The organism is Halochromatium roseum (assembly GCF_016653315.1).
Classification (GTDB): Bacteria; Pseudomonadota; Gammaproteobacteria; order Chromatiales; family Chromatiaceae; genus Lamprobacter; species Lamprobacter roseus.
Genome location: NZ_NHSH01000057.1, coordinates 74756 through 101114, shown reverse-complemented (window position 1 = coordinate 101114; position 26359 = coordinate 74756). Strand labels below are relative to the sequence as shown.

The following is a 26359-nucleotide window of genomic DNA, read 5'->3' as shown; positions in this document are numbered from 1 at the left end:
CTGAGCCAGGGATGGCTTGAGCCTTGAGCCACAGGACCCTGCTACTGGCTACCGCGTTTCTGCCTCCACCCCAACCCTACTTGGCAGCCGCACGCCAAACAGGGTCTTGTAGAGCAGCCGGTAGACATCCGTGTTGTCAAAACGCTGGCGCAGCGGCGGCTCACCCGCGGCAAAGGGCTCGGCACGACGCAGCCAGTCCGCATTCAGCCCCTCGGCCCGGCTCAGGATGCCGCCGGCGAAGTCGCTGAAGCCGGGCCAGGCGATGGCGAACAGCAGTGGTTGCGCGGGCACCGGCTGCAGCTCGGTGGCCAGATTGGGCAGGGGGCGATACGGCAGCTGCGCGTCGGCCTCGGCGACGAAGGCGCGGGTGTTGGCCCCTTCGATGCCATCAGGCGCGACACACAAGAGCTGGAGACCAGAGCCATCGCTGTCGGCAGCGGTGAGTAGCAGGGTCTGAGGATCGCGAGTGCGCACCAAATCACAGGCCCGGAAAACGTCCGCACCCCACCCAAAACAGCCTGCCAGATCAGCCGTCAAAGAGTAAGATGGTCGCGGCATCACAGCCTTTGCAGCAACAACCTGATCCTCCAGTTTGGAATGACCAACCAGCAACTCCGAATTACCAAACCCGATGACTGGCATCTGCATCTGCGCGATGGTGAGATGCTGAAGACAGTGATTGCGGACACCGCTCGTTGCTTCGCGCGAGCCATCGTGATGCCCAATCTCAAGCCGCCGGTGACCACAGTGGCCGAGGCCGAGGCCTATCGCGAGCGCATTCTCGCGGCGGTGCCCGAGGGTATGACCTTCGATCCGCTGATGACACTGTACCTGACCGAAAACACCTCGCCAGACGAGATCCAACGGGCCAAGGCCTCAGAAGCGATCTATGCGGTTAAGCTTTATCCGGCGGGCGCAACGACTAATTCCGACAATGGGGTTCGGGATCTGAGCCAGGTTGATGCGGTGCTCGAGGCCATGCAGGAGGTCGATCTGCCGTTGTTGCTGCACGGTGAAGTCACGGACCGGGAGATCGATGTCTTCGACCGGGAAGCGGTGTTCATCGAGCGGCATCTACAGCAGATCAATACCCGCTTTCCGGCCCTGCGCACCGTGCTCGAGCACGTCACGACCCAAGACGCCGTTGACTACGTGCTGGAGGCCTCCGAGCGGGTTGCGGCGACCATCACCGTTCATCATTTGCTCCTGAACCGCAATGCGCTGTTCGATGGCGGTTTGCGGCCGCATCATTACTGCCTGCCGCTGCTCAAGCGCGAAACCCATCGTCAGGCCCTGGTAAAAGCGGCCACCAGCGGTGATCCGAAGTTCTTTCTTGGCACGGATTCGGCGCCGCATCCAAAAAACGCCAAGGAGTCGGGCTGCGGCTGTGCCGGGATCTACAGCGCGCCGGCGGCGATCGAACTCTATGCCGAGGTCTTCGCCAACGCCGGTGCCTTGGATCGACTCGAAGGCTTTGCGAGCTTCCATGGCCCGGATTTCTACGGCCTGCCCAGGAATGACGACCAGATCACCCTGGAAGCCCAGGCCTGGTCAGTGCCCGAGCTGATCCGCTCAGGCTCGGACGAGATCCTGCCCTTGCGCGCCGGAACTGAGGTCGCCTGGCGAATGGCTTGAAGGGCCAGTCCGCGTTGAGCCCTTCGTGCTTCGTGCCCGGCTCAGGCTATCCGCTATGATGCAGCAGAGACGACGGGCACCATCACCGGCAGCCCACCCACCTCACCTCGGATCACTGTGATCCCATAGGCCGCGCCGACAGCCTCTGATGCGAGCGCTTCCATGCAACCGGTCGTGACGGCTGCATGCGGCCCCAACAGCAGGAAGCGGTCGGCAAAGCGCAGGGCGAGATTGAGATCATGCAGCACGACCAAGGTGATGAGCGCATGCGCGCGGGTCAGCGCCTGGATGCTGCGCAGCACCGCGATCTGGTTGCGCAGATCGAGATGATTCACCGGTTCATCGAGCAGCAACAGCCGCGGCTCTTGAACCAGCGCGCGCGCGATCACCACCTTCTGCAACTCGCCGCCACTGAGCCGACTCACCCGCCGGCCACTCAGTGGCGCTAGCCCAAGATCGCAGAGCATCGTCTCGACCATCGCCAGATCGCGCTCGCTCGGCTGCAGCCCGAGATGTGGCAGGCGGCCGAGCAGCACCGCCTCGAACACCGTCACCGACGCGATCTCGGTCATCTGCGGCAGATAGGCGATGCGCTGCGCCCGCTCGCGCCGGCTCAGCGCGTTCAGATCCGTGGTATCGATGCCAATCCGGCCTTGCTTGCACGGCAAGAGTCCCGCGATGAGCTTGAGCAGGGTTGATTTGCCGACGCCATTCGGCCCCAGTACCGCGAGCAGCTCGCCAGAGGCGACCGACAGATTCAGCTGGTCCAGCAGCAGCGGACGGCCGTTGCCGACAGCACTGTCGGCAGAGACGGCAGAGACGTCACAGGAAGGACCAAGAGCGCCATGGCGACCCGCCGCCTTGCTCGAAGTGCCCCGCGCATAGGAAAAAGAGAGTCGGTCGATCTCGAGCATCGCGGTCAGCGCCGTTGGCGCAGCAGGAGCACCAGCAACAGCGGCGCACCGAGCAGCGCGGTGACTGCCCCGACCGGCAGCATCACCGGCGCAATCAGCACCCGCGCCAAGGTATCGGCAGCAAGCAGGATCAGCGCCCCGGCGAGCGCCGAGAAGGGCAGCAGAAAGCGCTGATCACCACCGATCAGCAGACGGATCAGATGCGGCGCGATCAGCCCGATGAAGCCGATCACGCCGAGAAAAGCGGTGGTGATGGCCGCCAGCGCGGCGGCCGCGGCGGTACCGATCAACCGCTGCCGGGCGACCGAGACCCCGAGTCCACGAGCGAGATCATCGCCCCAGGCGAGCGCGTTGTAATGCCAAGCCGCCCGCAGCGGCCAGACCCCAATCGCGACCAGCGCCGCCGCGAGCCAAGCCAACTCGGACCAGCCGGCGCGGCCAAGATCGCCAAAGGTCCAGAACAGGGTCGCCGCGGCCTGGGTGTCGGAGGCGAAGTATTGAACGATCATGGTCGCCGCGCTGGCGAAGGCGCCAAGCGCGATGCCGGCCAAGACCACCGCCTCGGGGGTCAGGCCGCGCAGCGTTCCAATCATTAGGATCAGCGCTGCAGCGCCGAGACCACCGGCCAGCGCCAAGCCAACCACGCTCATCGGCGCCTGCAGGGTCATGGCTTCGGTACCCACCGCATGCAGCGCACCGGCATCGAAGAGCACGATGGCGCAGGTCGCCCCAAGCGCGGCCCCTTGCGAGATGCCGAGGGTAAAAGGCGAGGCCAGCCGATTGCGCAGCAGCCCTTGCAGTACGGCGCCGGCCAGGCCCAAGGAGGCGCCGGCCAAGAGTGCCGTGATCACCCGTGGCAGGCGCAAGCTCCAGATGACCTGGGCGGCAACGAGTTGCTCCTGATCCGCTGGCGATGGGCCGGCCAGCAGTGCCGCTGCGACCGCGCTTGGGCCAAGCTGGTAGGAGCCGCTGCCAAGCGCAATGAGTAGCAGCAGCGCGAGCGCGGCGAGCATGGCCAGTCCAAGCAGCAGCCGCTGCTGGAGTAAACGCTGGTAGGCTCGACGCGGCGACGGCGGCGCATCCCCTGCGTTGCCAACAGCGGACTCTTTGTCTTTGGCAAGCCCCTGCATCAGGATACTGATCCAGTCGCCGGGTGGGGTTTACCGAATGGCTCGAACGCGTCGGATTGCCACAACAGCCGCGCAAGAGGTTGGCAGCGAGGGCCTGACCACAGACACAGACTCAATCTTGCCAATCGCCAAGGCGTCAGCCCGCTGATGGTCTTGTCCCGAAACATCTCCCGCAGATCAACCGCCACCGATGGGTAGCGGGTCAACCTCGCCGGTCAGCAGATCAACCCGTGCGAATCCCGGCTGGCTCCCCTGCCCCTCCGCCCGCAGACGCGCATAGAGTGGCTCACCATAGAAGTCGCGGTAGATCGCATCCGCCTTAGCGACCGGATCAAACGCCGGGAACTGCTCCGGATAGAGCCTTGAGGCGATGAACCAGGCGTTGATCAAGGCGTGCTCAACGTTGGTGTTGTACGCGTTGAATGGCAAGGTCGCGAAGACCTGACCGCGTTGCACTGCATCCAGCGCGGCGAACAGCCCCGGATTGATCGCAACCTCTTTCAGCACCGCCGGCAGGCCGCCGCCGTCGATGAACAGGACCGGCGGGTTCCAGGCCAGCAACTGTTCGAGATCGATAAAGCGATGACCCGATTCAGCGATGCGGTCGGCCAGGTTGTCGGCACCAGCCCAGCGCAGCGGCAGATGGCCCGCCTGGGTGCTGGCCAGCCCCTGCTGACCCTTGAGACTGATGCCGCCGATGTAGGCCGGCACGGGGTCGGCATCCGCCACCCGCGTCGCCAGCTCGGCGAGCGAGGCCTCGATGGCCTCGACCAGCGCCTCGGCACGCGCTTGGCGCCCGAGCGGCTCCGCCAAGCGCCGTAGTGAGTCGGCAAACACCGGCAGCTGCAGCTCGCCGATCGCGCCGTAGCTGAGCAGCAGCACCGGGATGCCGGCGCGCTGCTCGAGCATCCGCACCTGTTGTTCGTCGAGCGTGACGGCGACCGCGAGGTCGGGTTTGGCCATCAGCAGCCGCTCCAGATCCGGCAGACGCCCCACCCCACCGGGACCGATCACCGGTAGCTGATCGCTGAGATCGCCGAGCATGAGGGTATAGGGCCGACCGCTCGGGCCACGCTGCTCCATCCCCTCGATCGCGCAGAGCCCATCGGTCGCGTCCAGATAGGCCAGGAGTCGCAACGCACCTGGACCAAGCGCAACGACTCGCGCTGGCAACTGAGTCGCCGGCGATCGCGGCGCAGTCCTCAGTTCCGCTGTATCCGCCGCCGTTGCATGCAGTGGCAACGCCGCCGACAAGGACAACAATGCAGCCCATCGGAGAAACTCACGCCGATCCAGACCGCATCCAACTGCTCGCGCTCTGCCTCGCCTCATGATGATCTCCGGTCCAGTCTGACAACTCAATCTAGGCCAGTGATCATACAAAATTAGAAAACGTATGCCCAGCTGAGCAATCGATCACCTGCTCAGGGTGATGATCATGTGGTGACCATCGTTATAGACTGACCACAAACCACTGAGAACCCTGATCAATGCAGCCACACTCCATCGACGCCTGGACCCATACTCACGACTACAGAACCGACGCCGAACTGCAAGCCGAGCGGCGCACGCGTTGGGTGGTCTATCTCACTTTGGCGACGATGGTGGTGGAGCTGATCGCTGGCTGGCTCACCGGTTCGATGGCGCTACTGGCCGACGGCTGGCACATGGGCAGCCACGCCGCGGCGCTCGGCATGAGCGTCATCGCCTATCGCTTCTCACGGCGCTGGGCCGGAGATGACCGTTTCACCTTTGGCACCGGCAAGGTACCGACGCTGGCCGGTTACACCAGCTCATTGTTGCTCGGGCTGGGGGCCTTGTGGCTGTTTTGGGAATCGCTGACCCGGTTTCTACAGCCCATCACAATCCAATACAGCGAGGCGATCACAGTCGCCATCCTCGGCCTGGTCGTCAACGTTGCCAGTGCCTGGATACTCGGTGGCGGCTCGGCGCATCATCACCATGGACACGATCACGATCATCATGGGCAGGAACATGCTGATGCTCATCAGGGCCATCGCGAGTACAAGGATCACAACCTGCGCGCAGCCTATCTGCATGTCATTGCCGATGCGCTGACCTCAGTGCTCGCCATCGGTGCGCTCAGCGCAGGGATGCTGCTCGGCTGGGCTTTCCTAGACCCATTGATGGGAATTGTCGGCGCGCTGTTGATCGGCCGTTGGGCCTATGGATTGGCCAAGGATAGCGCCCAAACCTTACTGGATGCAGAAGACCATCGCACGATTGCAAGCCAAATCCGCGCTGCACTCGAGACGATCGATGACGTTCAGATCGCCGATCTGCACCTGTGGCGTGTTGGCGCGGCAAGCCGCGCCTGCATCTTGTCCATAGTCACCCATGATCCGCAGAGCGTCGAGCATTACAAGCGATTGCTGGCTGACATCCCTGGTATCGATCATCTCACCCTGGAGGTGAACCAATGCCAGGACGCACATTGCCGCAACCGGGACTGAATCAGCGTCCCTGCCACCAGCAGCGCAGCGTGAGCCGAGTCATCCAGCGCATGAATCGGCGATGTAGAGCACAGAGCCAACAACTTGGCCGCCGCGATGGTTGCTGTGATCGCACCGCCGATAGCGGTTTCTGCTGCAAGCTCGGCAGCGGATCACCAGCCAAGGCGTTTGGGCGAATCGGCACATCGGCCAGGGCCCAGGTCAAGCCAGGACGACGGGATCGTGATGCACAATTTGCCTGCGCTGCGATCGGCTTCTGAGCAACCGCCTCGCGACACTGATGCATGTCTTCTGCCGCCGAAGCTGAACCTGACGCCGAGGCAGAGCCGAATGCTGAATCTGGCCCGATCCTATTCACAACAGCCTGCAGTTGTGAGACGCGCCAGGCCAGACTCAGGGGCTCAAGCCGCTTCATCAGCTGTGCCACCAAGGCCGTATCCGAGCAGTGGTCTAGCGCATGATGGACAACCAGGCTGGCGCAGCGCGGATTCAGGCGAACCGCGCGGATCAGCGGATCGACCTCGAGCGCCGCGCTGAGACGATCAGCCAACTCGGGCTCGCGCCGCAGCACTGGCAACTGCAGTCGCGCCCGGCCGGCGCTGCGGTGACGCAGTCGCAGCTGCCAATCGCTGCTGGTCACGAGCGGCGGCAACGTCATAGGGTGGCGCATGCCACTCGCAAAGGGCAGATAGCTGAGGTCACGAGGATTCATGGGCTAGAACTCGACGGCAAGCGTTACAACAGAGGCATTGGCAGGATTCCATACAAATAGTAATGCTTCTCAGGTCAAACATCAAGACAAATAAGAATCGTTTGCACAAACCTCTCATGAACGCCGGCAGATCACCGATTGCGTGGTCGGGATCGAACCGAGAACGGCTCAGAGGATCTCTGGGTCACCACTCGCACACATGGACCCATTAGTGATCCGCCATGTGTGCCTAGAAGCCATAACGCAGCCCGACACTCAGCCCCAAGGCGCGCAGGTGCGTCTCGGTCTCGTCAATCGGAATGCCCCTCGGAACATGGTTCATCGCCATGACACCCGCGTTCGTGCCGACCTTGCCGAGGTCGCTGTAAGCGACGGCGAGATCCAGCATCAGGCTATCGGTGAGCCTGATACCGGTGCCGGCAGTCAACCGATAGGTGAAGCTGGTCCGTTCACCGTCCGGGGTCACACTGAGCTTGTGCCGGTAGGGATTCTGCGGGAATCGGTAGGTCATCTTGCCAAGCTGGTTGTAGGCCAAGCCCGCGCCGACGCCGACAAAGGGTTGAAACCGGCCCAGATCCGCCTCGATCAGTGGCGCAAGATCCACGAAGGCGTTGACCATGCTGCTCCAAGACTCGAACTGTGCTGACACCGGTTCGTGCGTCCCCACCGAGAGGAAGTTGGCGTTGCCTTGATAGTCGCTGTCGAAGCGGTAGCCGAGTGACAGATCGGTGCGCAGCCAAGGCAGCAACCGTTTGCCAAGCGCGACCTCGATCAGCGGATAGCGGCCGAAGTCACCATAGGCGCCGATCGGTCGGCCGTCGTCGCCCCTAACACAGCCGAAGAGCGCAGCCGGCTGTTGTGAGGCGCAATCGCGATCGAAGACATCCGCATCGTTGGACTGCTCACCACCCAGGGTAGCGCGGAGATACCAGTCGGAGGACTCGGCCGTCGTGGCCAACCCGAGCAGCATTGCGCAACCGATCAACCCCCCGTGTCTTTGCCTCTTCCCGAGCCAGGCTGTCGTTTTCATAGATGCGCCCTCAGGGTTCTGAATGTTGAAGTGCTGACAAACAATACTTGACTCGCGGGCCAAAGCGGAATATAGTAAGCGGCTAAGTCAAATCCCCGATAGCTCAGCCGGTAGAGCAACTGACTGTTAATCAGTGGGTCGCAAGTTCGAGTCTTGCTCGGGGAGCCAACTAAATCGACGGCTTGGCCTCTTTATGAGGCTAAGCCGTTGTTTTTTGTCCTTCACATAAATATAAGCTCTACTGCGGTTGGCCAGGTTGATCGTATGTCAGGGCTGTGGTCCAAAGCACGGCTTTTCGATTGTCGCATCGCTCGAGAACCGCTATGGTGTCGCGCTGTTCTCACCCGCAGCCCAATCTACTGATGCTCGACGTATCCGATCTCGCTTGCCGTCGCGGTGAGCGTCTCCTGTTCAGCGACCTCAGCTTCCAGGTGCCTGCGGAAACCTTGGTGCATGTACGCGGACGCAACGGCAGCGGTAAGACAACGCTACTGCGTGCGCTCTGTGGTCTGTTGCGGGCGGACGCCGGCAGCATTCGCTGGCGCGGCGAGCCCATCCGCGACCTGGCCGAAGACTATAATCGTGATCTGCTCTATTTCGGCCATCTTAATGGCATCAAGGCCGATCTGACGGGACTCGAGAACCTCCGCATCGCCAGCACCCTCGATCAAGACCCGACAGACGCGGACGCGATCGTCGCGGCCCTCAGTCGCATCGGGCTGGAAGGCTTCGAGGATCTCCCGACCCGAATGCTGTCTCAGGGGCAGAAAAAACGCGTTGCCCTAGCGCGCTTGATCTTGAGCAAGGCGCCGCTGTGGATCTTGGACGAGCCTTTCACTGCGCTCGATGTCGATGCGGTCGACCTCTTGCAGCAACTCATCGCCGAGCAGGTCGCCCGTGGCGGCTCGGTGATCTTGACCACCCATCAAGAGGTTCCTTTGACCAGTGGCGCCATCCAACGTCTGACGCTCGGCGAGGCAAGCGATCCGGTCAGTTCGGAAAACACCGAGTCCTCATGCTAAAGGTCTTCTATTGCGTCCTCTCTCGCGACATCACGCTGGCCCTGCGTCGGCGCACCGACGTACTGACGACGCTGTTCTTCTTTATCATTGTCGTCAGCCTGTTTCCGCTCGGTGTCGGCAGCGAGCGCGAGCAGTTGCGGATGCTCGGCCCAGGCGTGGTCTGGGTCGCCGCGCTGTTAGCGTCGATGCTCGCTTTAGAGCGGCTGTTCGCGGCCGACTACGACGATGGCACGCTCGAGCAGCTCTTGCTCACCGGCCAACCGCTAGCACTGCTGGTGCTTGGCAAGGTCGTTGCGCACTGGCTGCTGACCGGCCTGCCCTTGGTACTGATCGCACCCTTGGTGGCGATGCAATACCATCTGAGCAGCACCGCGATCTGGGTGATGATGGCCGCCTTGGCCATTGGCACCCCGGTGTTGAGTCTGATCGGCGCGATTGGCGCCGCCTTGACCCTAGGGCTACGAGGTGGCGGTATCCTGTTATCGCTGCTGATCCTGCCGCTCTATGTGCCGGTACTGGTCTATGGCGCTGGCGCGGTCTCGGTCAGCGCGATCGAAATCGCCGACACGCAACCCTATTTCTACCTGTTAACCGCATTCCTGATGGGCTCGAGCTTGCTTGCCCCGCTCGCCGCGGCCGCAGCGCTCCGTATCTCGCTGGAATAGCTCATGCTGCCGCTTGCCGCCATCGCTGACCTCGCCAATTCACCGTGGCTGATGCCAATGCTCATCGCAATGGTTGGCAGCAACAGAACACTTCGAACTTTTCGAGGTCAAGACCGACTATTTCTGACTCTTTAACAGTCAGCCGCGGAGCCTGGATCACCGATCCGCTGTTAGAATCAACCCGCTTGCCACTATCATGACGATCAACTGGTTCAAATTCGCCTCGCCCGCCGCGTTCTACCCGATCGCGGGCCGCCTCATCCCTTGGTTCGGCCGCGTCGCCCTCGCGCTGGTGCTCATCGGCCTGTTCTGGGGCTTCTTCCTCACTGCCGATCAGCTTGGTGGCAGCAACCCACAGAAAGAGTATTACCGCATCATCTACGTCCATGTGCCCGCGGCCTGGATGTCGATGTGGCTCTACCTTGTGCTCGCCGGCTGGTCGGCGATTGGCCTCGTGTTCAACACCCGCCTGAGCTTCATGATGGCCAAGGCGGTCGCCCCTACCGGCGCCATCTTTACCTTCTTAGCGCTCTGGACCGGCGCCCTCTGGGGCCGCCCGAGCTGGGGCACCTATTGGGATTGGGACCCGCGGCTGACCTCGGAGCTGCTGCTGTTCTTCCTCTATATCGGCTACATTGCGCTGCATTCGGCGATCGACGACACCCGGCGCGCCGACCGTGCCGCGGCATTGTTAGCCATTGTTGGACTGGTGATGGTTCCGGTGATCTTCCTCTCCATCAACTGCCCTGACCCAAATCAGTGTGCGGCGCTGCATCAGCGCTCCGATCCAGGCAGTATCCACCTGAGTATTCTGATACCGATGTTGACCATGACACTCGGACTCTGGTCCTATTCGTTCGCTGCGGTATTCGCGCGTCTGCGCACGATTATACTGACGCGCGAGGCAGACCATGCCTGGGTGAGCGATGTCATCGCCAAGGAGGCAACAGCATGATGGAGTTTTTCAGCCAGGGCGGCTACGCCGGCTATGTCTGGGGTGCCTTTGGCATGACCTTCGGGCTGCTGCTGATCGAAGTGCTGCAACTGCGCAGCAGCCGTAAGACGACGCTCACTCGCATTAGCCGGCTGCTGCGCTTACGCGCACCCCGGCAAGCGGGTGCCGGCCCCAGCATGCAGCGGGGAACCTCCGGCCCAACAACCTAATCCTAAAGGAGTCGGCTTGCCCCGGACCCGAATCAGCCGCTCGATCGATTGCCACGCGGAGTGCTCACCATGAAAGCAAGACAAAAACGATTGGTTTTAGTCGGCCTTGCGCTGGTCGGTGTCGCCGGCGCAACCACGCTGGCGCTCAGCGCATTGCAGAGCAATATTTCGTATTTCTTCAGTCCGAGCCAGGTCATGGCCAGTGAACATCCAACCGACGCGGTGTTCCGAGTCGGTGGCTTAGTGGTTAAAGACACGCTGGCCCGCCAGGAAGACGGTCTGACGGTTCACTTCAAGGTCACCGACAACGCCGCGGTGGTTCCGGTCAGCTACACCGGCATCCTGCCGGACCTGTTCAGCGAAGGACAGGGCGTCGTGGCCAAGGGCCGCATCGGTACTGACGGTGTCTTCTATGCCGAAGAGGTGCTCGCCAAGCATGACGAGTCCTATATGCCGCCTGAGGTCGCCGATACCCTGCAGACCGCCCATGTCGACGGCATCGTCGAGCAGACCACCGGGGCCAACACACCCAGGAGCGCGACCCAATGATCCCAGAACTCGGACATCTCGCACTCATCTTTGCGTTGATCCTCGCCACCGCGCAGGCGGCGATGCCGCTCGCCGGCTCGCTGACCGGTAACCGACCTTGGATGACGATGGCGCGGCCGCTGGCCTACGGGCAGTTCGTCTTTGTCGCCATCGCCTTCGTTGCCCTGGTCGAGGCTTTTCTGATCAGCGACTTCTCGGTGCTCTACGTCGCCCAGCACTCGAATACCCTGCTGCCTGACATCTACAAAGTCTCAGCGGTCTGGGGCGGTCACGAAGGCTCGTTGCTCCTTTGGGCGCTGATGATGTCCGGCTGGGGCGCAGCGGTTTCCGCGTTCAGCCGGAACCTGCCGCTACCGGTCGTAGCACGCGTACTCAGCGTGATGGGAATGGTCGCAATCGGCTTCTTCTTGTTCATGCTGCTGACCTCTAACCCCTTTGAACGCCTGTTCCCAGTGCCGCCAGAGGGTCGTGACCTGAACCCGCTGCTGCAGGATTTTGGCCTCGCCATCCATCCGCCGATGCTCTATATGGGCTATGTTGGCTTCTCAGTTGCTTTTGCCTTTGCCATCGCGGCGCTGATCGGTGGCAAGCTCGATGCCGCTTGGGCACGCTGGTCGAGGCCCTGGACCACGGTTGCCTGGGTGTTCCTGACCATCGGCATCGCGCTCGGCTCCTGGTGGGCCTACTACGAGCTTGGCTGGGGTGGCTGGTGGTTCTGGGACCCGGTCGAGAACGCCTCGCTGATGCCCTGGCTGGTCGGCACCGCCTTGATCCATTCGCTCGCCGTCACCGAAAAGCGCGCGGCGTTCAAGAGCTGGACCGTGCTCTTGGCCATCTCGGCCTTCTCGCTCAGCCTGCTCGGCACCTTCTTGGTCCGCTCGGGCGTGCTGACCTCGGTGCATGCCTTCGCCACTGATCCTGAGCGCGGGCTGTTCATCCTGATCTTCCTGTGCATCGTCATCGGCGGCTCGCTGGCGCTCTATGCCTGGCGGGCACCCGAGGTCTCCGAGGGCGGGCGCTTCGATCTGCTCTCGCGCGAGAGTGCGTTGCTGCTGAACAACCTGCTGTTCGTCGCCTTCACCGTGCTGGTGCTGTTCGGCACCCTGGCGCCACTGATCTATGAAGCTTTTGATCTCGGCAAGATCTCGGTCGGCTTCCCCTGGTTCAACAAGATGTTCTTGGCGCTGGCGCCCTTCCTCGCCCTGCTGCTCGGCATCGGCCCGGCAACCCGCTGGAAGAGCGATCAGCCCTCGCGTCTGACCAAGCAGCTGTGGCTGGCCTTTGCGCTCAGTATCGGCGTGTTGACACTGACCTCGATGTCAGCCGTCAGCGGCGACGACCTCTGGGTGCCGATTGGTATCGCCTTGGCGGCCTGGCTACTCTTCTCGCATCTGCTCATCGTTCGCGATCGCCTCAAGCATAAGCAGCAGGGCTGGCGCCAGGCCATGGTCGCCGACTTCAGCGGCAATGGTCGTAGCTTCTATGGCATGGTCGTCGCTCATCTGGGCGTGGCGATGTTCATCGTCGGCGTCACCATGGTCTCGAACCATCAGATCGAGAAGGATCTGCGCATGTCGCCTGGTGACAGCCACGAGATGGCCGGCTATCGCTTCGAATTCTTGGGTGCACAGAAGGTCAACGGCCCAAACTATCGGGCCGACCAAGGGCATTTCCTGGTCTATCGCGGCGAGCGTCAGATCGCTGAGCTCTTCCCTGAGAAGCGCTCCTATCTCGGCGGTGGCATGCCAATGACCGAGGCGGCCATCGATGCCGGCTTCTTCCGTGATGTCTATGTCTCGCTCGGCGAGGCGGTCGGTGGCGGTGACTGGGCGCTGCGGCTCTACTACAAGCCTTACGTGCGCTGGATCTGGCTCGGTGCGGCACTGATGGCCCTGGGTGGCGCCATTGCCGTCTCCGACCGTCGTTATCGCATAGCCCGTGCCCGCAGCACCGCGCCCGCGGGCGCTGTCGGCGCCAAGGCCTAGCAGGAGCAATGCAGTATGTCGAAATCGGTTCGTTTCCTGATCCCGCTGGTCATCTTTGGCGCCTTGGTCATCCTGTTGGTGATCGGACTCGGCAAGGACCCGAGCAAGGTGCCCTCGCCGCTGATCGGCAAATCGGTCCCAGCGTTCAGCTTGCCCGAACTCACCGACCCCGACCGCAGCGTCGGCGACGAGGATCTCAAGGGGCAGATCTCGCTGGTCAACGTCTGGGCCTCCTGGTGCGGCTCCTGCCGCCAGGAGCACCAGGCGCTGATGGCGCTCTCCAAGGAGACCGACTTCCAAATCGTCGGGCTCAATTGGAAGGACGATGCGCGGGATGCACTCGCCGTGCTGCGCATGACCGGCAACCCCTACGCCATGAATGGTTACGACCCGGATAACAAGGTTGGCTTGCACTGGGGCGTCTACGGCGCCCCGGAGACCTTCGTCGTCGATCAAAAGGGCGTCATCCGCTACAAGCACATCGGCCCCATCGATCGCAAGGTCTGGGAAGAGACCCTGCAACCGCTGGTCGCTCAGCTCAAGGCGGAAGGTGCCTGATGCCCCCACTGCTCAAGAAGGACCCGCTGATCAAGATGTCGCCTGTGATCAAATCACTAGCGCTTGGCGCGCTGCTGCTGCTCGGCAGCGGCTCGCTCAGCGCCTATACGCTGGAAGAATTCCAGTTCGATAGCCCCGAACAGCAAACCGAGTTCCGCGAGCTGATCGCCAAGCTGCGCTGCCTGGTGTGCCAAAACGAGTCTTTAGCCGGCTCCCAGGCCGAGTTGGCGCAAGACCTGCGCAACGAGGTCTATCGGATGATGCGAGCCGGGCAGTCGCAAGACGAGATCCTCGACTTTCTGGTCGAGCGCTACGGCGATTTCGTGCTCTATGATCCGCCGTTGAAGCCATCGACCTACCTACTCTGGTTTGGCCCCTTCGTGCTGATCGGGATCGCTGGTTTCGTCGTCGTGCGCACCATCCTGGCCAAGAAACGCGCCACCGATGAGCCCATCTCAGCGTCCGAGCAGGAGCGGCTTCAGGCCCTGCTCGACAACAGCACTGACAGCCCCTCTTCTGGCCCCCGATCGACCTAGCCCGTTCGCCATCTGACCATGATCATCTTTTGGATACTCGCTGCTGGGCTGGCCGGTCTGGCGGTCCTCTTCGCCGTTGCGCCCCTACTCACGCCCGCACCAACAGCTCAGGACGCACCGGACTCTGACGACACCGAGGCCGATCAGGCCCTATTGAACCTCGAGCTGTTCAAGCAGCAGCTCACCGAGCTGGATGCCGATCTCAGCAGCGGCAAGCTCGACCAGACCGTCTACGAGGCCGCACGCCGCGATCTCGAGCGCGAACTCTTGCACGATCTCGGCGATCGCGACCCGCTCACTGCAGCCCGCAGCATCGACGCCAAGCAACGCCGCTATCGGCTTCCCGGCCCCCGCCCCACCGCGCTGGCGTTGCTGCTGGTGGTCCCCCTCGCTGCTTGGGTGCTCTATGGCCTGATCGGCAGCCAGGCGCTCATCCCGCAGTTAGAGCAGCTTGCGGCTAGCGGCGGCGCAGGCAGCAGCGGTGGCCACGGCGGCGGCCAGGCCGAACTGCCACCGCTTGAAGAGCTGGTCGCCAGGCTCGAGCAGCGGCTGGAGCAAGAACCGGGCAACGCCGAGGGCTGGATGATGCTCGGGCGCACCTACTTCGCCACCGGTGATCGCAAACGAGCACAAGCGGCACTGGCTCAGGCCTACAAGCTCCTGCCCACCGATCCATTGATCGTGCTGGCCTACGCCGAGTCGATTGCGACCAACAACGACAACCAGCTCGAAGGGCGTCCGGCCGAGCTGATCTCAGAGGCGCTGGCACTCGAGCCCAACAACGCCACCGCGCGCTGGCTGGCGGCGATGGTCGCCTTCCAGCGCGGGCAGTTTCAGTCTGCAGCCACCACCTGGCGCAATCTGCTCGAACAGCTTGATCCCGAGAGCGAGGATGCCGCCGAGCTACGCAACCTGATCAGCGAGGCCGAGCAACGCGCTGGCCTGCCTGATGCAGCGCAGCAGATTGCTCAAGCGGGTGGGGTTTCAGTGCCAGTAACCGCTGCAGCGGAAGCAGCCGGCGATAACGCCAGCGACGATGCCTCCCAGGGATCACCAAGGCAAGCAAGCTCCGGCGATGAGGTATCCCAAGGATCAGCAGCACAAGTGCACAACGATCCGGGCAACGAGCCGGGTAACGATCCAGGCCCATCCAATGGCCCAGCAACGAGCAGCCAGCCCTCGGCTAGGGCATCAGCCGGAGCGGATGCTCAAGACCGGCCGAGCGATACGCCACCTGAAGCGATCCAGCCGGGCGTCCAAGTCAGCGTCGCCCTCGCCACCGAACTCAGCGGTCGCCTACCGCCCAACACACCGGTGTTCATCTACGCCAAGGCCGCTGCCGGCCCGCCGATGCCGCTCGCGGTTCAACGGGCGACCCTCGGCGATCTTCCGGTGCAGGTGCGGCTTGATGACAGCATGGCGATGATGCCGGCGATGCAGCTCTCCAACTTCCCGCAGATCATCGTCGGCGCTCGCGTCTCGCCATCCGGTCAAGCCATGCCCCGCCCAGGCGATCTGCAAGGCGAGACCGGGCCGGTCGAGAGCACAGCGACGGAGCCGGTTCAGGTCCGCATCAATCAGGTGCTGCGCTAAAACAGGCAGTACCCGATCAATCGTGTACAACACAGACAGCATGATGCCAGACGCGAGCCAACGGATTGCCAAGGACTGCAAACCCGCTGCACGGGTTTGTCAGGGCTGACTGATGTCCGGCTCAGTCTTGCGCCTGATCGTCATCGCGCTGCTGACTGTTCTGCTGCCCCTTGCAGGCGCTGTCTTGAGCGGTCAGCCACTGAGTAGTCTGCTGATTTTTCCGCTCAATACGCGCGGTTGGGACCCGGCACCGATCAATGCCGCCTTCACTCATGCGGCACAACTGTTTGCCATTCTATGTATTGGCACGTTGCTCTGGCTGTGCTGGCCACGCCAGCGCAAACGGCCAGACATCGCCGATGGACAACGCCGGACAGCGCAGCATCCTTGGCCTCGTTTTGTCTGGATCTCGCTGTTGCTGCTGCTCGTAGCCTTGATAGCGATTGACGGCAAGGCCTTCAATGTGGCGATTGGACTGCTCACGCTGGCCTTGACCCTGCTCCTCAATGCCGACACCGAGCGCCGCACCGGCAGCAGCCTGATCAGCCAACGCCGCGGTTATTTCCTGCTCCTGTTTCCTGCCAGTCTGGCGGCAGGCTGGCTGGTCTTCTACTGGCTGAATCTCTTCATTGGCGTTTGGACCTACCCGAACGCCACCGAGGCCGTGCCCTTCGCGCTCGGCAAGTCGCTGGACTACGCCAGTCTACTGCCCGCACTCCTAAGCTTGCGCCAATGGCTCGGCTCTTTCCCGCGGCTGCTGCGCTGGACCCAGTCGGGCCTGCCGATCGGTGATTTGATACAAGAAGGTTGGCCCATGATGGGGCTCGCCGGCCTAGCGCTGGCCAGCGCAGCGGTCTGGCCGGATCAACTCTATCCACTGATGCTCATCGCACCGACCTTCCTCACGCTTGGACTGCAAATCGCCTTGCGCCAAGCCACGAGCTTGTCTGGCATTGCACAGGGCGACTGGAGCCGCCCCATGCTCACGGCCGCTGCCGCAACACTGCTGATCGCATTCGGCCAAGCCCTCAATCTGCTGCTTGGTGCGCTAACGTCAGCATCGCCAGCCTGGACCTATCAGCTGCCGCTGCTTGGCGGCGTCGAGTTCCTGGGACTACCAGCACCCGCCTGGCTGATCGCCCTACCGCTGGCACTCTTGGGTCTCTGGCTCGCAGATCAGCTCACCGAGCCTTTTAAAAGCCGGCCGCAGACGCCCCGTTTCCAGCCAGGTGCGCCGATCCAAATCCCAATCACCGACTTGCTGCGGCAGCAGAAGAAACCCTAGCACCCACCCAGCCCAACAGCCTGCCCAATGCATAGGCTCACCGTCGCAGACCGGCTAAACTATTGGCATTTTCAATGCGGCTGCCCTATCCATGCCTGAGTCCCCAGCGGCCAAAATCCTTATCGTCGACGATGATCCCGCCACCGTCGAGCTGATCGCCAACCTCTTTCGAGGCCAGTACGAGACCCTGTTTGCGCTCTCCGGGGAGAAGGCCTTGGAGATCGCGGCAAGCGCCATTCCCGACCTCATCCTGCTTGATCTGATGCTGCCAGGCATGGACGGCTTCGCGGTCTGCGCGCAACTGAAGGCCGACCCCTTGACCAGCGCCATCCCGGTGCTCTTCATCACCGGGCGCGCCGATAGCACCACCGAGACGCGGGCGCTTGAGCTGGGTGCAATGGACTACATCACCAAGCCGATCAACCCGCTGGTGCTGAAGATTCGGGTACGCAATCAGATCGAGCTGAAGCAAGCGCGCGATCGACTTGCCAAGCTGGCCACCACTGATGGTCTGACCGGAATCGCCAATCGGCGCCGGTTCGATGAGGTCCTCGCGCAGGAGCATGCCCGCCACGCCCGCACAGGCACCCAGCTTGGGTTGATCATGCTCGACATCGATCACTTCAAGGCCTACAACGACACTTATGGTCATGTGCTCGGCGATGACTGTCTCTGTGCGGTGGCACAGGTGCTTGAGCGCGGTTTGAGACGTAACACAGATCTGGTCGCCCGCTATGGCGGCGAGGAATTCGCCTGTGTCCTCGTCGACGGTCCACCCGCACAGGGTGCGCTCGCGCTCGCTGAGGCACTGCGCAAGCAGGTCGCGGCGCTGGCCGTGCCGCACAAATCCTCGCCAACCGCAGAGTATGTGACAATTAGCCTCGGCATCATCACCGCCTGCTGCAATCAGACGACGGACGCCTCACTCCTGATCAGGCAAGCCGACGAGCAGCTCTACCGAGCCAAGAACAGCGGTCGCAATCGCAGTTGCTTAGCCAAGGATCTGAATTGTTGATCGCGGTGCAGACGCCAACCTTAACCGCCGATGCGGCCCTGATCACTCGTGCACACATTCAGGACGCCGCTCACCACATCCCTCTCAGCCTTGATAAGGCTCTGATCGCAAAACAGTCTCGGCAAGCCGTCTTAGCCTGGTCGAGGGCCCTGCTCAGCCTGCTCGCACTGAATCTGATCCTGATGGCTGATCCACTGCATGCTCAGGCTGACCAGTCCAACACTGAGCTGACCGCAGATCCAATCACTGAGTCCATGACTCAGCCCATCAATACGCCCATCAATACGCCCAACAGAAATGCTCCAACGATCACCAAAGACGCTTTTGATCCCGGGCAGCAAGACTTGATGCAGCAAGACTCGGGGCAGCAAGACTCGGTGCAGCAAGACTCGGTGCAGCAGACTGAGCTGACTGCACAAACCGTACAGAACAACCACAACAACCAGAACAAATACGAGCGTATCGTTTTACAACTGCGCTGGTTCCATCAGTTCCAGTTTGCCGGCTACTACGCGGCCCAAGCCAAAGGCTTCTATCGCGATGCCGGCCTCGAGGTTATCATCCGCGAGCGTTCCGAAGCGGAAGACGTCGTGCAGTCGGTGGTCGACGGCGATGCCCACTACGGGGTTACCAACAGCGAGCTCCTGCTACGCGCCGGTGATGGCGATCCCGTCATCGTGCTCGCGGCCATCTTCCAACACTCCCCCTTGGTCCTGCTAGCCCGCGAGCAGAGCAACATCGTGACGCCGCACGATCTGATCGGCGCAGCAGTGAAGATGACCAGGGACGCCCGCGATGCCGAGCTACAGGCCATGCTGGCGATGGAGGGCATCGACATCGATCAGCTCGCGCTGACGGATGGCGAGGTCGGCCAAGCCGACTATCTGAATCCAAACATCGACGTCCTGAGCGCCTACGCGACCAACGAGCCCTACTATCTACAGCAGCGTGGCGAGCGCTACCAGATCCTCTGGCCCAAGCACTACGGCGTCGACTTCTACGGCGATAGTCTCTTCACCAGCCATCGCGAACTCGAGCGCCGGCCCGATCGGGTCGAGGCCTTTCTCAGGGCGAGCTTGCGTGGATGGGACTATGCCATGGCGCATCCAGAAGAGATCATCGCGCTGATTCAAGAGCACTGGAATCCGGATAAGTCGCTCGACCATCTGCGCTATGAGGCCGACACCCTGCGCGACCTCATCAAGCCGGACCTGATCGACATCGGCTATATGAACCCAGGCCGCTGGCAGCACATCGTCGATGTCTATATCGAGCTTGGGCTCTTACCCGCAGGCTTCTCTCTCGAGGGTCTACTCTACCAGCCGGAGCAACAGGTGGACCTGAGCTGGTTCTATCGTAGTCTGGCGATTAGCCTGACCCTCTTTGGCATCACCGGACTCATCTCGGCCTACGTCACCGTCCTCAATCGTCGTTATCGCAAGGCACTGATCGACAGTCAGCGAGCGAACCAGGCGCTGACCGATCAAGGCCGATTCCAGGCGATGGTCACTGAACTCTCGACTGACCTCATTAGCGCCGATCCTAACAACATCGATGCCAAGATCAATCACTTCTTGGCCGTGACCGGCACCTTTTTTGATGTCGACCGCAGCTATCTGTTTGCCTTTTCGAATGATTTGACATCGATGCGCAACACCCATGAATGGTGCGCTCCAGGCATTGAGGGCTTTCTTCACGACACGGTCACTGAGGTCAACGCCCTGCCCTGGTGGAGGCGCCAGATCCTGAATCAGGACTATGTGCTGATTCCGCAGATCAAGGCGCTACCAGCGGAGGCCGGGGCCGAACAACGCGAATTCTCCCGCCAGGGCATCCAGTCCTTGCTCACTGCCCCGCTCAAGATTGGCAGTCGCGTGGTCGGCTTTTTAGGCTTTGACAGCATACGCCAACCGCGCCACTGGACCGAGAAACAGGCCTCGTCCCTCAAGATCCTCAGCAACCTGCTCGCCGAGGCCGAGCTGAAGATGCGCAAAGAGCGTGAGCTGCTGACCGCGAAACAAAAGGCCGAAAGCGCCACCGCGGCCAAGAGCCGTTTTCTGGCCAATATGAGCCACGAGATCCGCACGCCCATGAATGCGGTGATCGGCATGGCGCAATTGGCGCAGCGCGAGCCACCCAGCGCCAAGACTCGCGATCGGCTGGCGCAGATCGAGCAGGCCGCTCGCTGGCTACTGCGGCTCATCAACGACCTCTTAGATCTGTCGAAGATCGAATCCGGCAAGCTCGAGCTCGAGGCGCGCCCCTTCCAGCTCCGAGAGGTACTTGCCCAGCTGCGCTCGGTCCTCGCCATCTCGGCTGCGGCCAAGGGTAATCGGGTCAGGATCGAGGCCGACCCCGCCATCCCCAACTACCTGGTTGGCGATGCGCTGCGTCTCAGCCAAGCCCTGCTCAACCTCGCCGGCAATGCCGTGAAATTCACCGAGCAGGGGCTGATCCAGGTGCGCGTGCGGCTGCTCGATTGCGCCACCGACTGGGTCCGTCTGGGCTTCTGGGTACATGACTCAGGTATCGGCATCAAGGCCGATCAGTCACCGCTGCTCTACGAGCCATTCTGGCAAGCCGACAGCTCCACCACCAGGCGCTATGGTGGCACGGGTCTTGGTCTTCCCATCACCAAGCAATTGGTCAAGCTGATGGGCGGTGAGATTCAGGTCCGTCGGCGTGCTCGACGCGGTACTAGCTTCTCTGTCCAGATTCGTTTCGGCACCCTCAGTGCCGAAGCATCGGCCCAATGCGCACTCGCTGAGACTCAACGCAACAGAGCGCTTGCCCAGTCTGACCCGCTTGCATTCCGCGGGTGTCGGGTCCTCTTGGTCGAAGATAATCAGCTTAACGCTGACTTGGTCTGCGCCCTCTTAGATGAGCTTGGCATCGACACTGAGGTCGCCCGCAATGGACGCGAGGGTCTGCACAAGGCCAAGACCGGCGCCTTCGATCTGGTGCTCATGGATATCCAGATGCCAGACATGGATGGTCTGCAAGCCGCCCGCGCCATTCGCGCACAAGAGGCCGCTTTGGTCGCTGTCGGCGGCAACAAGGCCTCTGCACGGCTACCGATCATTGCCCTGACCGCCCACGCCAGCGAGCAGGATCACGCGAATAGCTTAGCGGCAGGGATGGACGATCACCTCACCAAGCCGATCGACGCCCATCAGCTTTGGAACTTGTTACGGCGTTGGCTCACACCAATACCCAGCAGCACAGCCTCCGCACGTCTTGACGCGCAAGCGTCTGAACATTGCTACGCTGCTTCTAGTAGAGATAGCACCGGGTCATCCCGGACGATGTCGAAGGCACAACCGCCATCGGGAGCATCGCAATCGGAAATGGCTTTAGGAGAAGCACAATCATCCACATGGCTGCCTTCGCAGCTGCCACCGTTCGACTTGCCAGCTGCGCTCCAGCGCTGCGATGGCAACCGGGCATTGCTGCAAAAACTCATACTCGGTTTCGCACGCGATTATGCCGACGCCGGTCAGCGTTTGCGCCACGCGCTTCAGGCGCATCAGCTCAAACCGGCAGAGCGCCTCGCGCATACGCTCAAAAGTGCCGCCGCGACACTGCATCTCGAGCACCTCAGCAAGGCCGCCGAGCAGCTCGAAGCAAGGCTGCACGACCTTGAGAGCGATCCTGCTGAGCCTGATTTCAGATTCGAGCCCTTGCTGGAGGCCATTGACCAACAACTTGCACCCGCGCTGCAGGCGGTGCGGCAACTGATCTCGAGCACTGATCTCAACAGCATCCGCGGAGCCGAGCCACAACCTGCTCCTGCAACCGCTGACCCCAACCCCACATCGGCGGCAAGCTTGAGCCAGCTCTCCACCCTGTATGCGCAGATCAAGACCAACAGTCTCAGCGCCCGCGATACCCTTGCTAAGCTCAGGACGCAACTGGCTGATCAACCGGGCAACTCTATCGGCCAGTGCAAAGCACCTCATCTTGACGTTATGGCGCAAGACCTCGACCGACTCGACTACGACAGCGCCCGGCAACACTGCGAGAAGCTCCTCACAGCATGGGACGCGACCTGATCAATGTTATGCCGACATCATGACGCCGACCCCGCGAAAAAAATCGGCTCTTTCGAGCCATCGAGCAGACTACAGCGTTTGTCACTGAGAGTCTGAAAAGGCTCACAAACAGCTGATCGCCACCTCATAGACCCCACCGATCACCACCCACTCATCCTCGCCCTTCAACATACCGGGCAGCAAGCTGTTGTAAAAGAAGACCTTTGGGATCGGCACTTGCGTCTCGAGGATGTAGTCGCCGAACTCGCAGGCGCGCTCGCGGTTACTGGTGAAGCTACTGAGATTATTCAGCAAGACCCGCCGCCAGCCGGGAGTCGTCGAGCCACTGCAGAACCGGCTGCTGCCCTGTCCAGCCTCGCGCCGATGGCCCCGCACCGGCGCTTGAGCGGCGCTGGCTGCCCCTAAGGTGGTGCCGGACTCGGGCCTGTCATCCAACAGCTCATGCTCGCCAATGCGGTTGATGCCGCGGTACAGCGTCAGATGGGTCTCTTCGGGGTGCTGGCGGACCAACTCGTATTGGCAATAGGTGTAGAGCAGGTCGAGCTGAGCCTCGAGGGCATTGGTCGCGTAAAGACCCTTGGTACCCTGGGCAAGGTAAAGGTGATAGGCATCCGGATCAGCACCGTCGAGCGGCCCCGCATGATAGCGGGCGAGCAGACCAAAGCGCGTCTCGACCCAGTGTTTGAGCACGGCACCCTCGCGCCCGTCAGCGTCGAACGACCAGCCCCGCACCATTCGCAGGTAGTTGGCGTTGCGCCGGTATTTCTTGACGCGCTCTGCAGCTAGGCCGGCGGCCTCGAGATCATCGAGACAGAAGTGGGCGGCCATATAGTCGACAAAGCGCTCAGCGCGCTCGCGACTGTTATCGATCGGCGCCAGAAGCCGGAACAGGTCTTGATGGAAGGCACGAATGCCGTCGATCTCGAGTGAGACCGGATGCGCCTGGTAGGTCAGCCCACCAAGGATGACGGCTGGCAGGTTGCAACGATTGATGGGCAGGCGCGCATTCGACGGCAGCGATGGCTGAGAGGATGGCTGAGAGGATGGCTGTGACCTAGGCCGGTCTGTGGGCTGGAGCTGAGGCATGTCGGAGTTAGAACGTCGGCTGTCGCTAGACACACAAAGGCTGGGGCCTTGTTGCCTATGCTACGAAGATGACAAACCGGCGCCAGAGTTATTTTTAACTTTTATTTCAGTACATTGAGGAAATTTTACTTGTTTGGCACAGGCTGTGCTTAGTACCCCGGTGAGCGAACCATCTGTTCATCGCCCGACAGGGCATCCAACCGGGAGAATCTCATGGCACTGCGTCAATGCGCCATCTACGGCAAAGGCGGAATCGGCAAGTCCACCACCACTCAGAATCTCGTTGCTGGCCTCGCTGAACTCGGCAAGAAGGTCATGATCGTTGGCTGTGACCCGAAGGCCGACTCCACCCGTTTGATCCTGCACGCCAAGGCGCAGGAAACCATTATGCACCTCGCGGCGGATGCTGGCTCGGTCGAAGACCTCGAGCTGGAAGATGTACTGCGCGCCGGTTATGCCGGCATCAAGTGCGTCGAGTCTGGCGGCCCGGAGCCTGGTGTCGGTTGCGCTGGCCGTGGTGTCATCACCGCGATCAACTTCCTGGAAGAGGAAGGCGCCTACGACGACGAGCTCGACTTCGTCTTCTATGACGTCCTCGGCGATGTGGTCTGCGGTGGCTTCGCCATGCCGATTCGCGAGAACAAGGCGCAGGAGATCTACATCGTCTGCTCTGGCGAGATGATGGCCATGTATGCGGCCAATAACATCTCCAAGGGCATCGTGAAGTACGCCAGCTCTGGTGGCGTGCGCTTGGCAGGCCTGATCTGCAACAGCCGCAACACCGCTCGCGAAGACGAGCTGATCATGGAGCTGGCGCGTCAGCTCGGCACCCAGATGATCCACTTCGTACCACGCGACAACGTCGTCCAGCGCGCCGAGATCCGCCGCATGACGGTGATCGAATACGACCCAACCGCCAAGCAAGCCGATGAATATCGCCAGTTGGCGCAGAAGATCATCGACAACAAGAACTTCGTGATCCCGACGCCGATCTCGATGGATGCCCTCGAAGACCTGCTGATGGACTTCGGTCTGATGGAAGAAGAAGACGAGAGCATCGTGGGCAAGGCCGCCTCTGAAGAGGCCGTCGCAGCCTAAACCACTACCGATCGCCCTGCCGATCTCACCGGTCCCTCGTCTCGCTGCCACAGGGCGCAACCGCGAGGGATGAGTTCGATGCTTCAACGTGCGTCGGTCCGCGGATGAGCGGCGGCGCCGATGAGAGGAACGCCGACATGGCAACAATGACCCGTGACGAGACCCAAGCCCTGATCCAAGAGGTGCTCGAGGTCTACCCCGAGAAGGCGAAGAAAGACCGCGCCAAGCACTTGGCCGTCAATGACCCATCGGTCGAGCAGTCGAAGAAGTGCATCACCTCCAACCGCAAGTCCCAGCCTGGCGTGATGACCATTCGTGGCTGTGCCTACGCTGGCTCCAAGGGCGTGGTCTGGGGCCCGATCAAGGACATGATCCATATCTCCCACGGCCCCGTCGGCTGTGGTCAGTACTCGCGCGCTGGACGTCGTAATTACTACACCGGCATGACCGGCGTGAACACCTTCGGCACGATGAACTTCACCTCTGATTTCCAGGAGAAGGACATCGTCTTTGGCGGCGACAAGAAGCTGGCGAAGATGCTCGACGAGATCGAGCAACTGTTTCCGCTCTCCAAGGGCGTCTCGGTGCAGTCTGAATGCCCGATCGGCCTCATCGGCGACGACATCGAGTCGGTCTCCAAGCAGAAGACCAAAGAGCATCACAAGCCGGTCATCCCGGTGCGCTGCGAAGGCTTCCGCGGCGTCTCGCAGTCGCTCGGCCATCACATCGCTAACGACTCGATCCGCGACCATGTCGTGCACAACCGCGACAACGACACCAGCTTCGAGACCACGCCCTATGACGTCGCTATCATCGGCGACTACAACATCGGCGGCGATGCCTGGTCCTCACGCATCCTGCTCGAGGAGATGGGTCTGCGGGTGGTCGCGCAATGGTCTGGTGACGGCACCCTCTCAGAGATGGAGCTGACCCCCAAGGTCAAGCTCAACCTGATCCACTGCTACCGCTCGATGAACTACATCAGCCGCCACATGGAAGAGCGCTATGGCGTGCCTTGGATGGAGTACAACCTGTTCGGGCCGACCAAGATCGCCGAATCGCTGCGCAAGATCGCCGAGTTCTTCGACGAGACCATCCAGGCCAATGCCGAGAAGGTCATCGCCAAGTACCAGGCCGAGTACGACGCCATCATCGCCAAGTACCGCCCGCGTCTGGAAGGCAAGAAGGTGATGCTCTACGTCGGCGGTCTGCGTCCGCGTCACATCATCGGCGCCTACGAAGATCTTGGCATGGAGGTGGTCGGCACCGGCTACGAATTCGCCCATAACGACGACTACGACCGCACCGTCAAGGAGATGGGCGATTCGACCCTGCTCTACGACGACGTCACCGGCTACGAATTCGAGGAATTCACCAAGGCCCTCAAGCCCGACCTGGTCGGCTCTGGCATCAAGGAAAAGTACATCTTCCAGAAGATGGGCATCCCCTTCCGCCAGATGCACTCCTGGGACTACTCCGGGCCGTATCACGGCTACGACGGCTTCGCCATCTTCGCCCGCGACATGGACATGACCATCAACAACCCCTGCTGGAACAGCATGAAGGCACCTTGGCTCAAGCCGGCCGAGGGCGAGAGCGAAGCCCCCATGGCCGCCAGCGCTTGATCGGCTAGCCCGGCACTAAACCAGGCCAAAGGGCCGGTGCCGGGCTCACGGCCGGCGGCATCGGTCGCCCGGATGGCGATCGCCGAGCCTCCAAGGATGGATGCACGGCGTCCGCTAAACGTGAGGCCGGCACCGGCGCCCTAAGGTCAACGCCATAGCCAAGCCATAGCAAGCACCGAACGATCCCGTTTTCACTCGCCGTCAGTCCGCGGATAAGCGGCGCGGCAGGAG

The 26359-nt window shown here is 61.9% G+C and carries 23 protein-coding genes and 1 tRNA gene; 18 read left to right on the top strand and 6 right to left on the bottom strand.

Features of this window, described 5'->3' with window-relative positions:
- Window positions 1-48: 48 nt before the first annotated feature.
- Window positions 49-474 (bottom strand): hypothetical protein, encoded by a 426-nt coding sequence (locus CCR96_RS11960; RefSeq protein WP_201220349.1) that lies wholly within the window; start codon window positions 472-474, stop codon window positions 49-51.
- 123 nt (window positions 475-597) lie between these two features.
- Between CCR96_RS11960 and pyrC the strand changes: the two genes are divergently transcribed.
- Window positions 598-1635: a dihydroorotase gene (gene pyrC / locus CCR96_RS11955; protein ID WP_201220348.1), complete on the top strand. Its 1038-nt coding sequence runs from the start codon at window positions 598-600 to the stop codon at window positions 1633-1635.
- Between the two features lie 53 nt (window positions 1636-1688).
- Here the strand turns inward: pyrC and CCR96_RS11950 are convergent, their stop codons facing one another.
- The 3 genes from CCR96_RS11950 to CCR96_RS11940 all read right to left on the bottom strand — a co-directional run bounded on the left by CCR96_RS11950 (window position 1689) and on the right by CCR96_RS11940 (window position 4852).
- Window positions 1689-2549, bottom strand: coding sequence for an ABC transporter ATP-binding protein (locus CCR96_RS11950; RefSeq protein WP_201220347.1), 861 nt, complete (start codon window positions 2547-2549; stop codon window positions 1689-1691).
- Window positions 2550-2554: 5 nt separating this feature from the next.
- A complete protein-coding gene (locus CCR96_RS11945) occupies window positions 2555-3679 on the bottom strand; it encodes a FecCD family ABC transporter permease (RefSeq protein WP_201220346.1) in 1125 nt (374 codons plus the stop codon).
- 177 nt (window positions 3680-3856) lie between these two features.
- Window positions 3857-4852, bottom strand: coding sequence for an ABC transporter substrate-binding protein (locus CCR96_RS11940; RefSeq protein WP_201220345.1), 996 nt, complete (start codon window positions 4850-4852; stop codon window positions 3857-3859).
- A gap of 317 nt (window positions 4853-5169) precedes the next feature.
- Here CCR96_RS11940 and dmeF point away from each other — a divergent pair, with 317 nt between their 5' ends.
- Together dmeF and CCR96_RS11930 are read left to right on the top strand one after the other, a co-directional pair.
- Window positions 5170-6153: a CDF family Co(II)/Ni(II) efflux transporter DmeF gene (gene dmeF, locus CCR96_RS11935; RefSeq protein ID WP_201220344.1), complete on the top strand. Its 984-nt coding sequence runs from the start codon at window positions 5170-5172 to the stop codon at window positions 6151-6153.
- 457 nt (window positions 6154-6610) lie between these two features.
- Complete coding sequence (locus CCR96_RS11930) at window positions 6611-6925, top strand: hypothetical protein (protein WP_201220343.1); 315 nt, start codon at window positions 6611-6613, stop codon at window positions 6923-6925.
- 169 nt (window positions 6926-7094) lie between these two features.
- On the opposite strand, the gene CCR96_RS11925 is transcribed toward CCR96_RS11930, so the two are convergent.
- On the bottom strand, window positions 7095-7835 hold the full coding sequence (locus CCR96_RS11925) for an outer membrane protein (protein WP_201220342.1): 741 nt from the start codon (window positions 7833-7835) through the stop codon (window positions 7095-7097).
- A gap of 152 nt (window positions 7836-7987) precedes the next feature.
- Here CCR96_RS11925 and CCR96_RS11920 point away from each other — a divergent pair.
- From CCR96_RS11920 to CCR96_RS11860, 13 genes are all read left to right on the top strand, one after another.
- Window positions 7988-8063 (top strand) — tRNA-Asn (locus tag CCR96_RS11920).
- Between the two features lie 194 nt (window positions 8064-8257).
- Window positions 8258-8917, top strand: coding sequence for a cytochrome c biogenesis heme-transporting ATPase CcmA (ccmA, locus tag CCR96_RS11915; RefSeq protein WP_201220341.1), 660 nt, complete (start codon window positions 8258-8260; stop codon window positions 8915-8917).
- Complete coding sequence (ccmB, locus tag CCR96_RS11910; RefSeq protein ID WP_201220340.1) at window positions 8911-9582, top strand: heme exporter protein CcmB; 672 nt, start codon at window positions 8911-8913, stop codon at window positions 9580-9582. The genes ccmA and ccmB overlap by 7 nt, the downstream gene beginning before the upstream one ends.
- 196 nt (window positions 9583-9778) lie before the next feature.
- Window positions 9779-10537: a cytochrome c biogenesis protein CcsA gene (gene ccsA / locus CCR96_RS11905; RefSeq protein ID WP_201220339.1), complete on the top strand. Its 759-nt coding sequence runs from the start codon at window positions 9779-9781 to the stop codon at window positions 10535-10537.
- Window positions 10534-10746, top strand: coding sequence for a heme exporter protein CcmD (gene ccmD / locus CCR96_RS11900; RefSeq protein ID WP_201220338.1), 213 nt, complete (start codon window positions 10534-10536; stop codon window positions 10744-10746). The genes ccsA and ccmD overlap by 4 nt, the downstream gene beginning before the upstream one ends.
- Window positions 10747-10815: 69 nt before the next feature.
- A complete protein-coding gene (gene ccmE / locus CCR96_RS11895) occupies window positions 10816-11295 on the top strand; it encodes a cytochrome c maturation protein CcmE (protein ID WP_201220337.1) in 480 nt (159 codons plus the stop codon).
- Window positions 11292-13280, top strand: a complete 1989-nt coding sequence (locus CCR96_RS11890; protein WP_201220336.1) for a heme lyase CcmF/NrfE family subunit — start codon at window positions 11292-11294, stop codon at window positions 13278-13280. Before ccmE ends, CCR96_RS11890 begins: the two co-directional genes overlap by 4 nt.
- A gap of 15 nt (window positions 13281-13295) precedes the next feature.
- The gene (locus CCR96_RS11885; RefSeq protein ID WP_201220335.1) at window positions 13296-13838 is read left to right on the top strand and encodes a DsbE family thiol:disulfide interchange protein; all 543 of its coding nucleotides are present in this window, start codon (window positions 13296-13298) and stop codon (window positions 13836-13838) included.
- On the top strand, window positions 13838-14374 hold the full coding sequence (locus CCR96_RS11880; protein WP_242518969.1) for a cytochrome c-type biogenesis protein: 537 nt from the start codon (window positions 13838-13840) through the stop codon (window positions 14372-14374). The genes CCR96_RS11885 and CCR96_RS11880 overlap by 1 nt, the downstream gene beginning before the upstream one ends.
- 18 nt (window positions 14375-14392) lie before the next feature.
- Entirely contained in the window at window positions 14393-15967 is a 1575-nt protein-coding gene (gene ccmI, locus CCR96_RS11875; protein ID WP_201220334.1) for a c-type cytochrome biogenesis protein CcmI, read from the top strand.
- A gap of 112 nt (window positions 15968-16079) precedes the next feature.
- The gene (locus tag CCR96_RS11870; protein WP_201220333.1) at window positions 16080-17252 is read left to right on the top strand and encodes a hypothetical protein; all 1173 of its coding nucleotides are present in this window, start codon (window positions 16080-16082) and stop codon (window positions 17250-17252) included.
- Window positions 17253-17343: 91 nt separating this feature from the next.
- Entirely contained in the window at window positions 17344-18267 is a 924-nt protein-coding gene (locus tag CCR96_RS11865) for a diguanylate cyclase domain-containing protein (protein ID WP_201220332.1), read from the top strand.
- Between the two features lie 254 nt (window positions 18268-18521).
- Window positions 18522-22319, top strand: a complete 3798-nt coding sequence (locus tag CCR96_RS11860) for an ABC transporter substrate-binding protein (RefSeq protein WP_201220331.1) — start codon at window positions 18522-18524, stop codon at window positions 22317-22319.
- Between the two features lie 102 nt (window positions 22320-22421).
- Here the strand turns inward: CCR96_RS11860 and CCR96_RS11850 are convergent, their stop codons facing one another.
- A complete protein-coding gene (locus CCR96_RS11850; RefSeq protein WP_242518967.1) occupies window positions 22422-23405 on the bottom strand; it encodes an NAD(+)--dinitrogen-reductase ADP-D-ribosyltransferase in 984 nt (327 codons plus the stop codon).
- 213 nt (window positions 23406-23618) lie between these two features.
- Between CCR96_RS11850 and nifH the strand changes: the two genes are divergently transcribed.
- Both nifH and nifD read left to right on the top strand, forming a co-directional pair.
- Window positions 23619-24503, top strand: a complete 885-nt coding sequence (nifH, locus tag CCR96_RS11845; RefSeq protein ID WP_201220330.1) for a nitrogenase iron protein — start codon at window positions 23619-23621, stop codon at window positions 24501-24503.
- Window positions 24504-24640: 137 nt separating this feature from the next.
- Window positions 24641-26128, top strand: coding sequence for a nitrogenase molybdenum-iron protein alpha chain (nifD, locus tag CCR96_RS11840; RefSeq protein ID WP_201220329.1), 1488 nt, complete (start codon window positions 24641-24643; stop codon window positions 26126-26128).
- Window positions 26129-26359 lie beyond the last annotated feature (231 nt).

Coding starts and splice junctions, on each gene's coding strand:
- pyrC (WP_201220348.1), top strand. CDS start 598: ATGACCAACCAGCAACTCCGAATTACCAAACCCGATGACTGGCATCTG.
- CCR96_RS11950 (WP_201220347.1), bottom strand. CDS start 2,549: ATGCTCGAGATCGACCGACTCTCTTTTTCCTATGCGCGGGGCACTTCG.
- CCR96_RS11945 (WP_201220346.1), bottom strand. CDS start 3,679: ATGCAGGGGCTTGCCAAAGACAAAGAGTCCGCTGTTGGCAACGCAGGG.
- dmeF (WP_201220344.1), top strand. CDS start 5,170: ATGCAGCCACACTCCATCGACGCCTGGACCCATACTCACGACTACAGA.
- CCR96_RS11930 (WP_201220343.1), top strand. CDS start 6,611: ATGATGGACAACCAGGCTGGCGCAGCGCGGATTCAGGCGAACCGCGCG.
- CCR96_RS11925 (WP_201220342.1), bottom strand. CDS start 7,835: ATGCTGCTCGGGTTGGCCACGACGGCCGAGTCCTCCGACTGGTATCTC.
- ccmA (WP_201220341.1), top strand. CDS start 8,258: ATGCTCGACGTATCCGATCTCGCTTGCCGTCGCGGTGAGCGTCTCCTG.
- ccmB (WP_201220340.1), top strand. CDS start 8,911: ATGCTAAAGGTCTTCTATTGCGTCCTCTCTCGCGACATCACGCTGGCC.
- ccsA (WP_201220339.1), top strand. CDS start 9,779: ATGACGATCAACTGGTTCAAATTCGCCTCGCCCGCCGCGTTCTACCCG.
- ccmD (WP_201220338.1), top strand. CDS start 10,534: ATGATGGAGTTTTTCAGCCAGGGCGGCTACGCCGGCTATGTCTGGGGT.
- ccmE (WP_201220337.1), top strand. CDS start 10,816: ATGAAAGCAAGACAAAAACGATTGGTTTTAGTCGGCCTTGCGCTGGTC.
- CCR96_RS11890 (WP_201220336.1), top strand. CDS start 11,292: ATGATCCCAGAACTCGGACATCTCGCACTCATCTTTGCGTTGATCCTC.
- CCR96_RS11885 (WP_201220335.1), top strand. CDS start 13,296: ATGTCGAAATCGGTTCGTTTCCTGATCCCGCTGGTCATCTTTGGCGCC.
- CCR96_RS11880 (WP_242518969.1), top strand. CDS start 13,838: ATGCCCCCACTGCTCAAGAAGGACCCGCTGATCAAGATGTCGCCTGTG.
- ccmI (WP_201220334.1), top strand. CDS start 14,393: ATGATCATCTTTTGGATACTCGCTGCTGGGCTGGCCGGTCTGGCGGTC.
- CCR96_RS11870 (WP_201220333.1), top strand. CDS start 16,080: ATGTCCGGCTCAGTCTTGCGCCTGATCGTCATCGCGCTGCTGACTGTT.
- CCR96_RS11865 (WP_201220332.1), top strand. CDS start 17,344: ATGCCTGAGTCCCCAGCGGCCAAAATCCTTATCGTCGACGATGATCCC.
- CCR96_RS11860 (WP_201220331.1), top strand. CDS start 18,522: ATGACTCAGCCCATCAATACGCCCATCAATACGCCCAACAGAAATGCT.
- CCR96_RS11850 (WP_242518967.1), bottom strand. CDS start 23,405: ATGCCTCAGCTCCAGCCCACAGACCGGCCTAGGTCACAGCCATCCTCT.
- nifH (WP_201220330.1), top strand. CDS start 23,619: ATGGCACTGCGTCAATGCGCCATCTACGGCAAAGGCGGAATCGGCAAG.
- nifD (WP_201220329.1), top strand. CDS start 24,641: ATGGCAACAATGACCCGTGACGAGACCCAAGCCCTGATCCAAGAGGTG.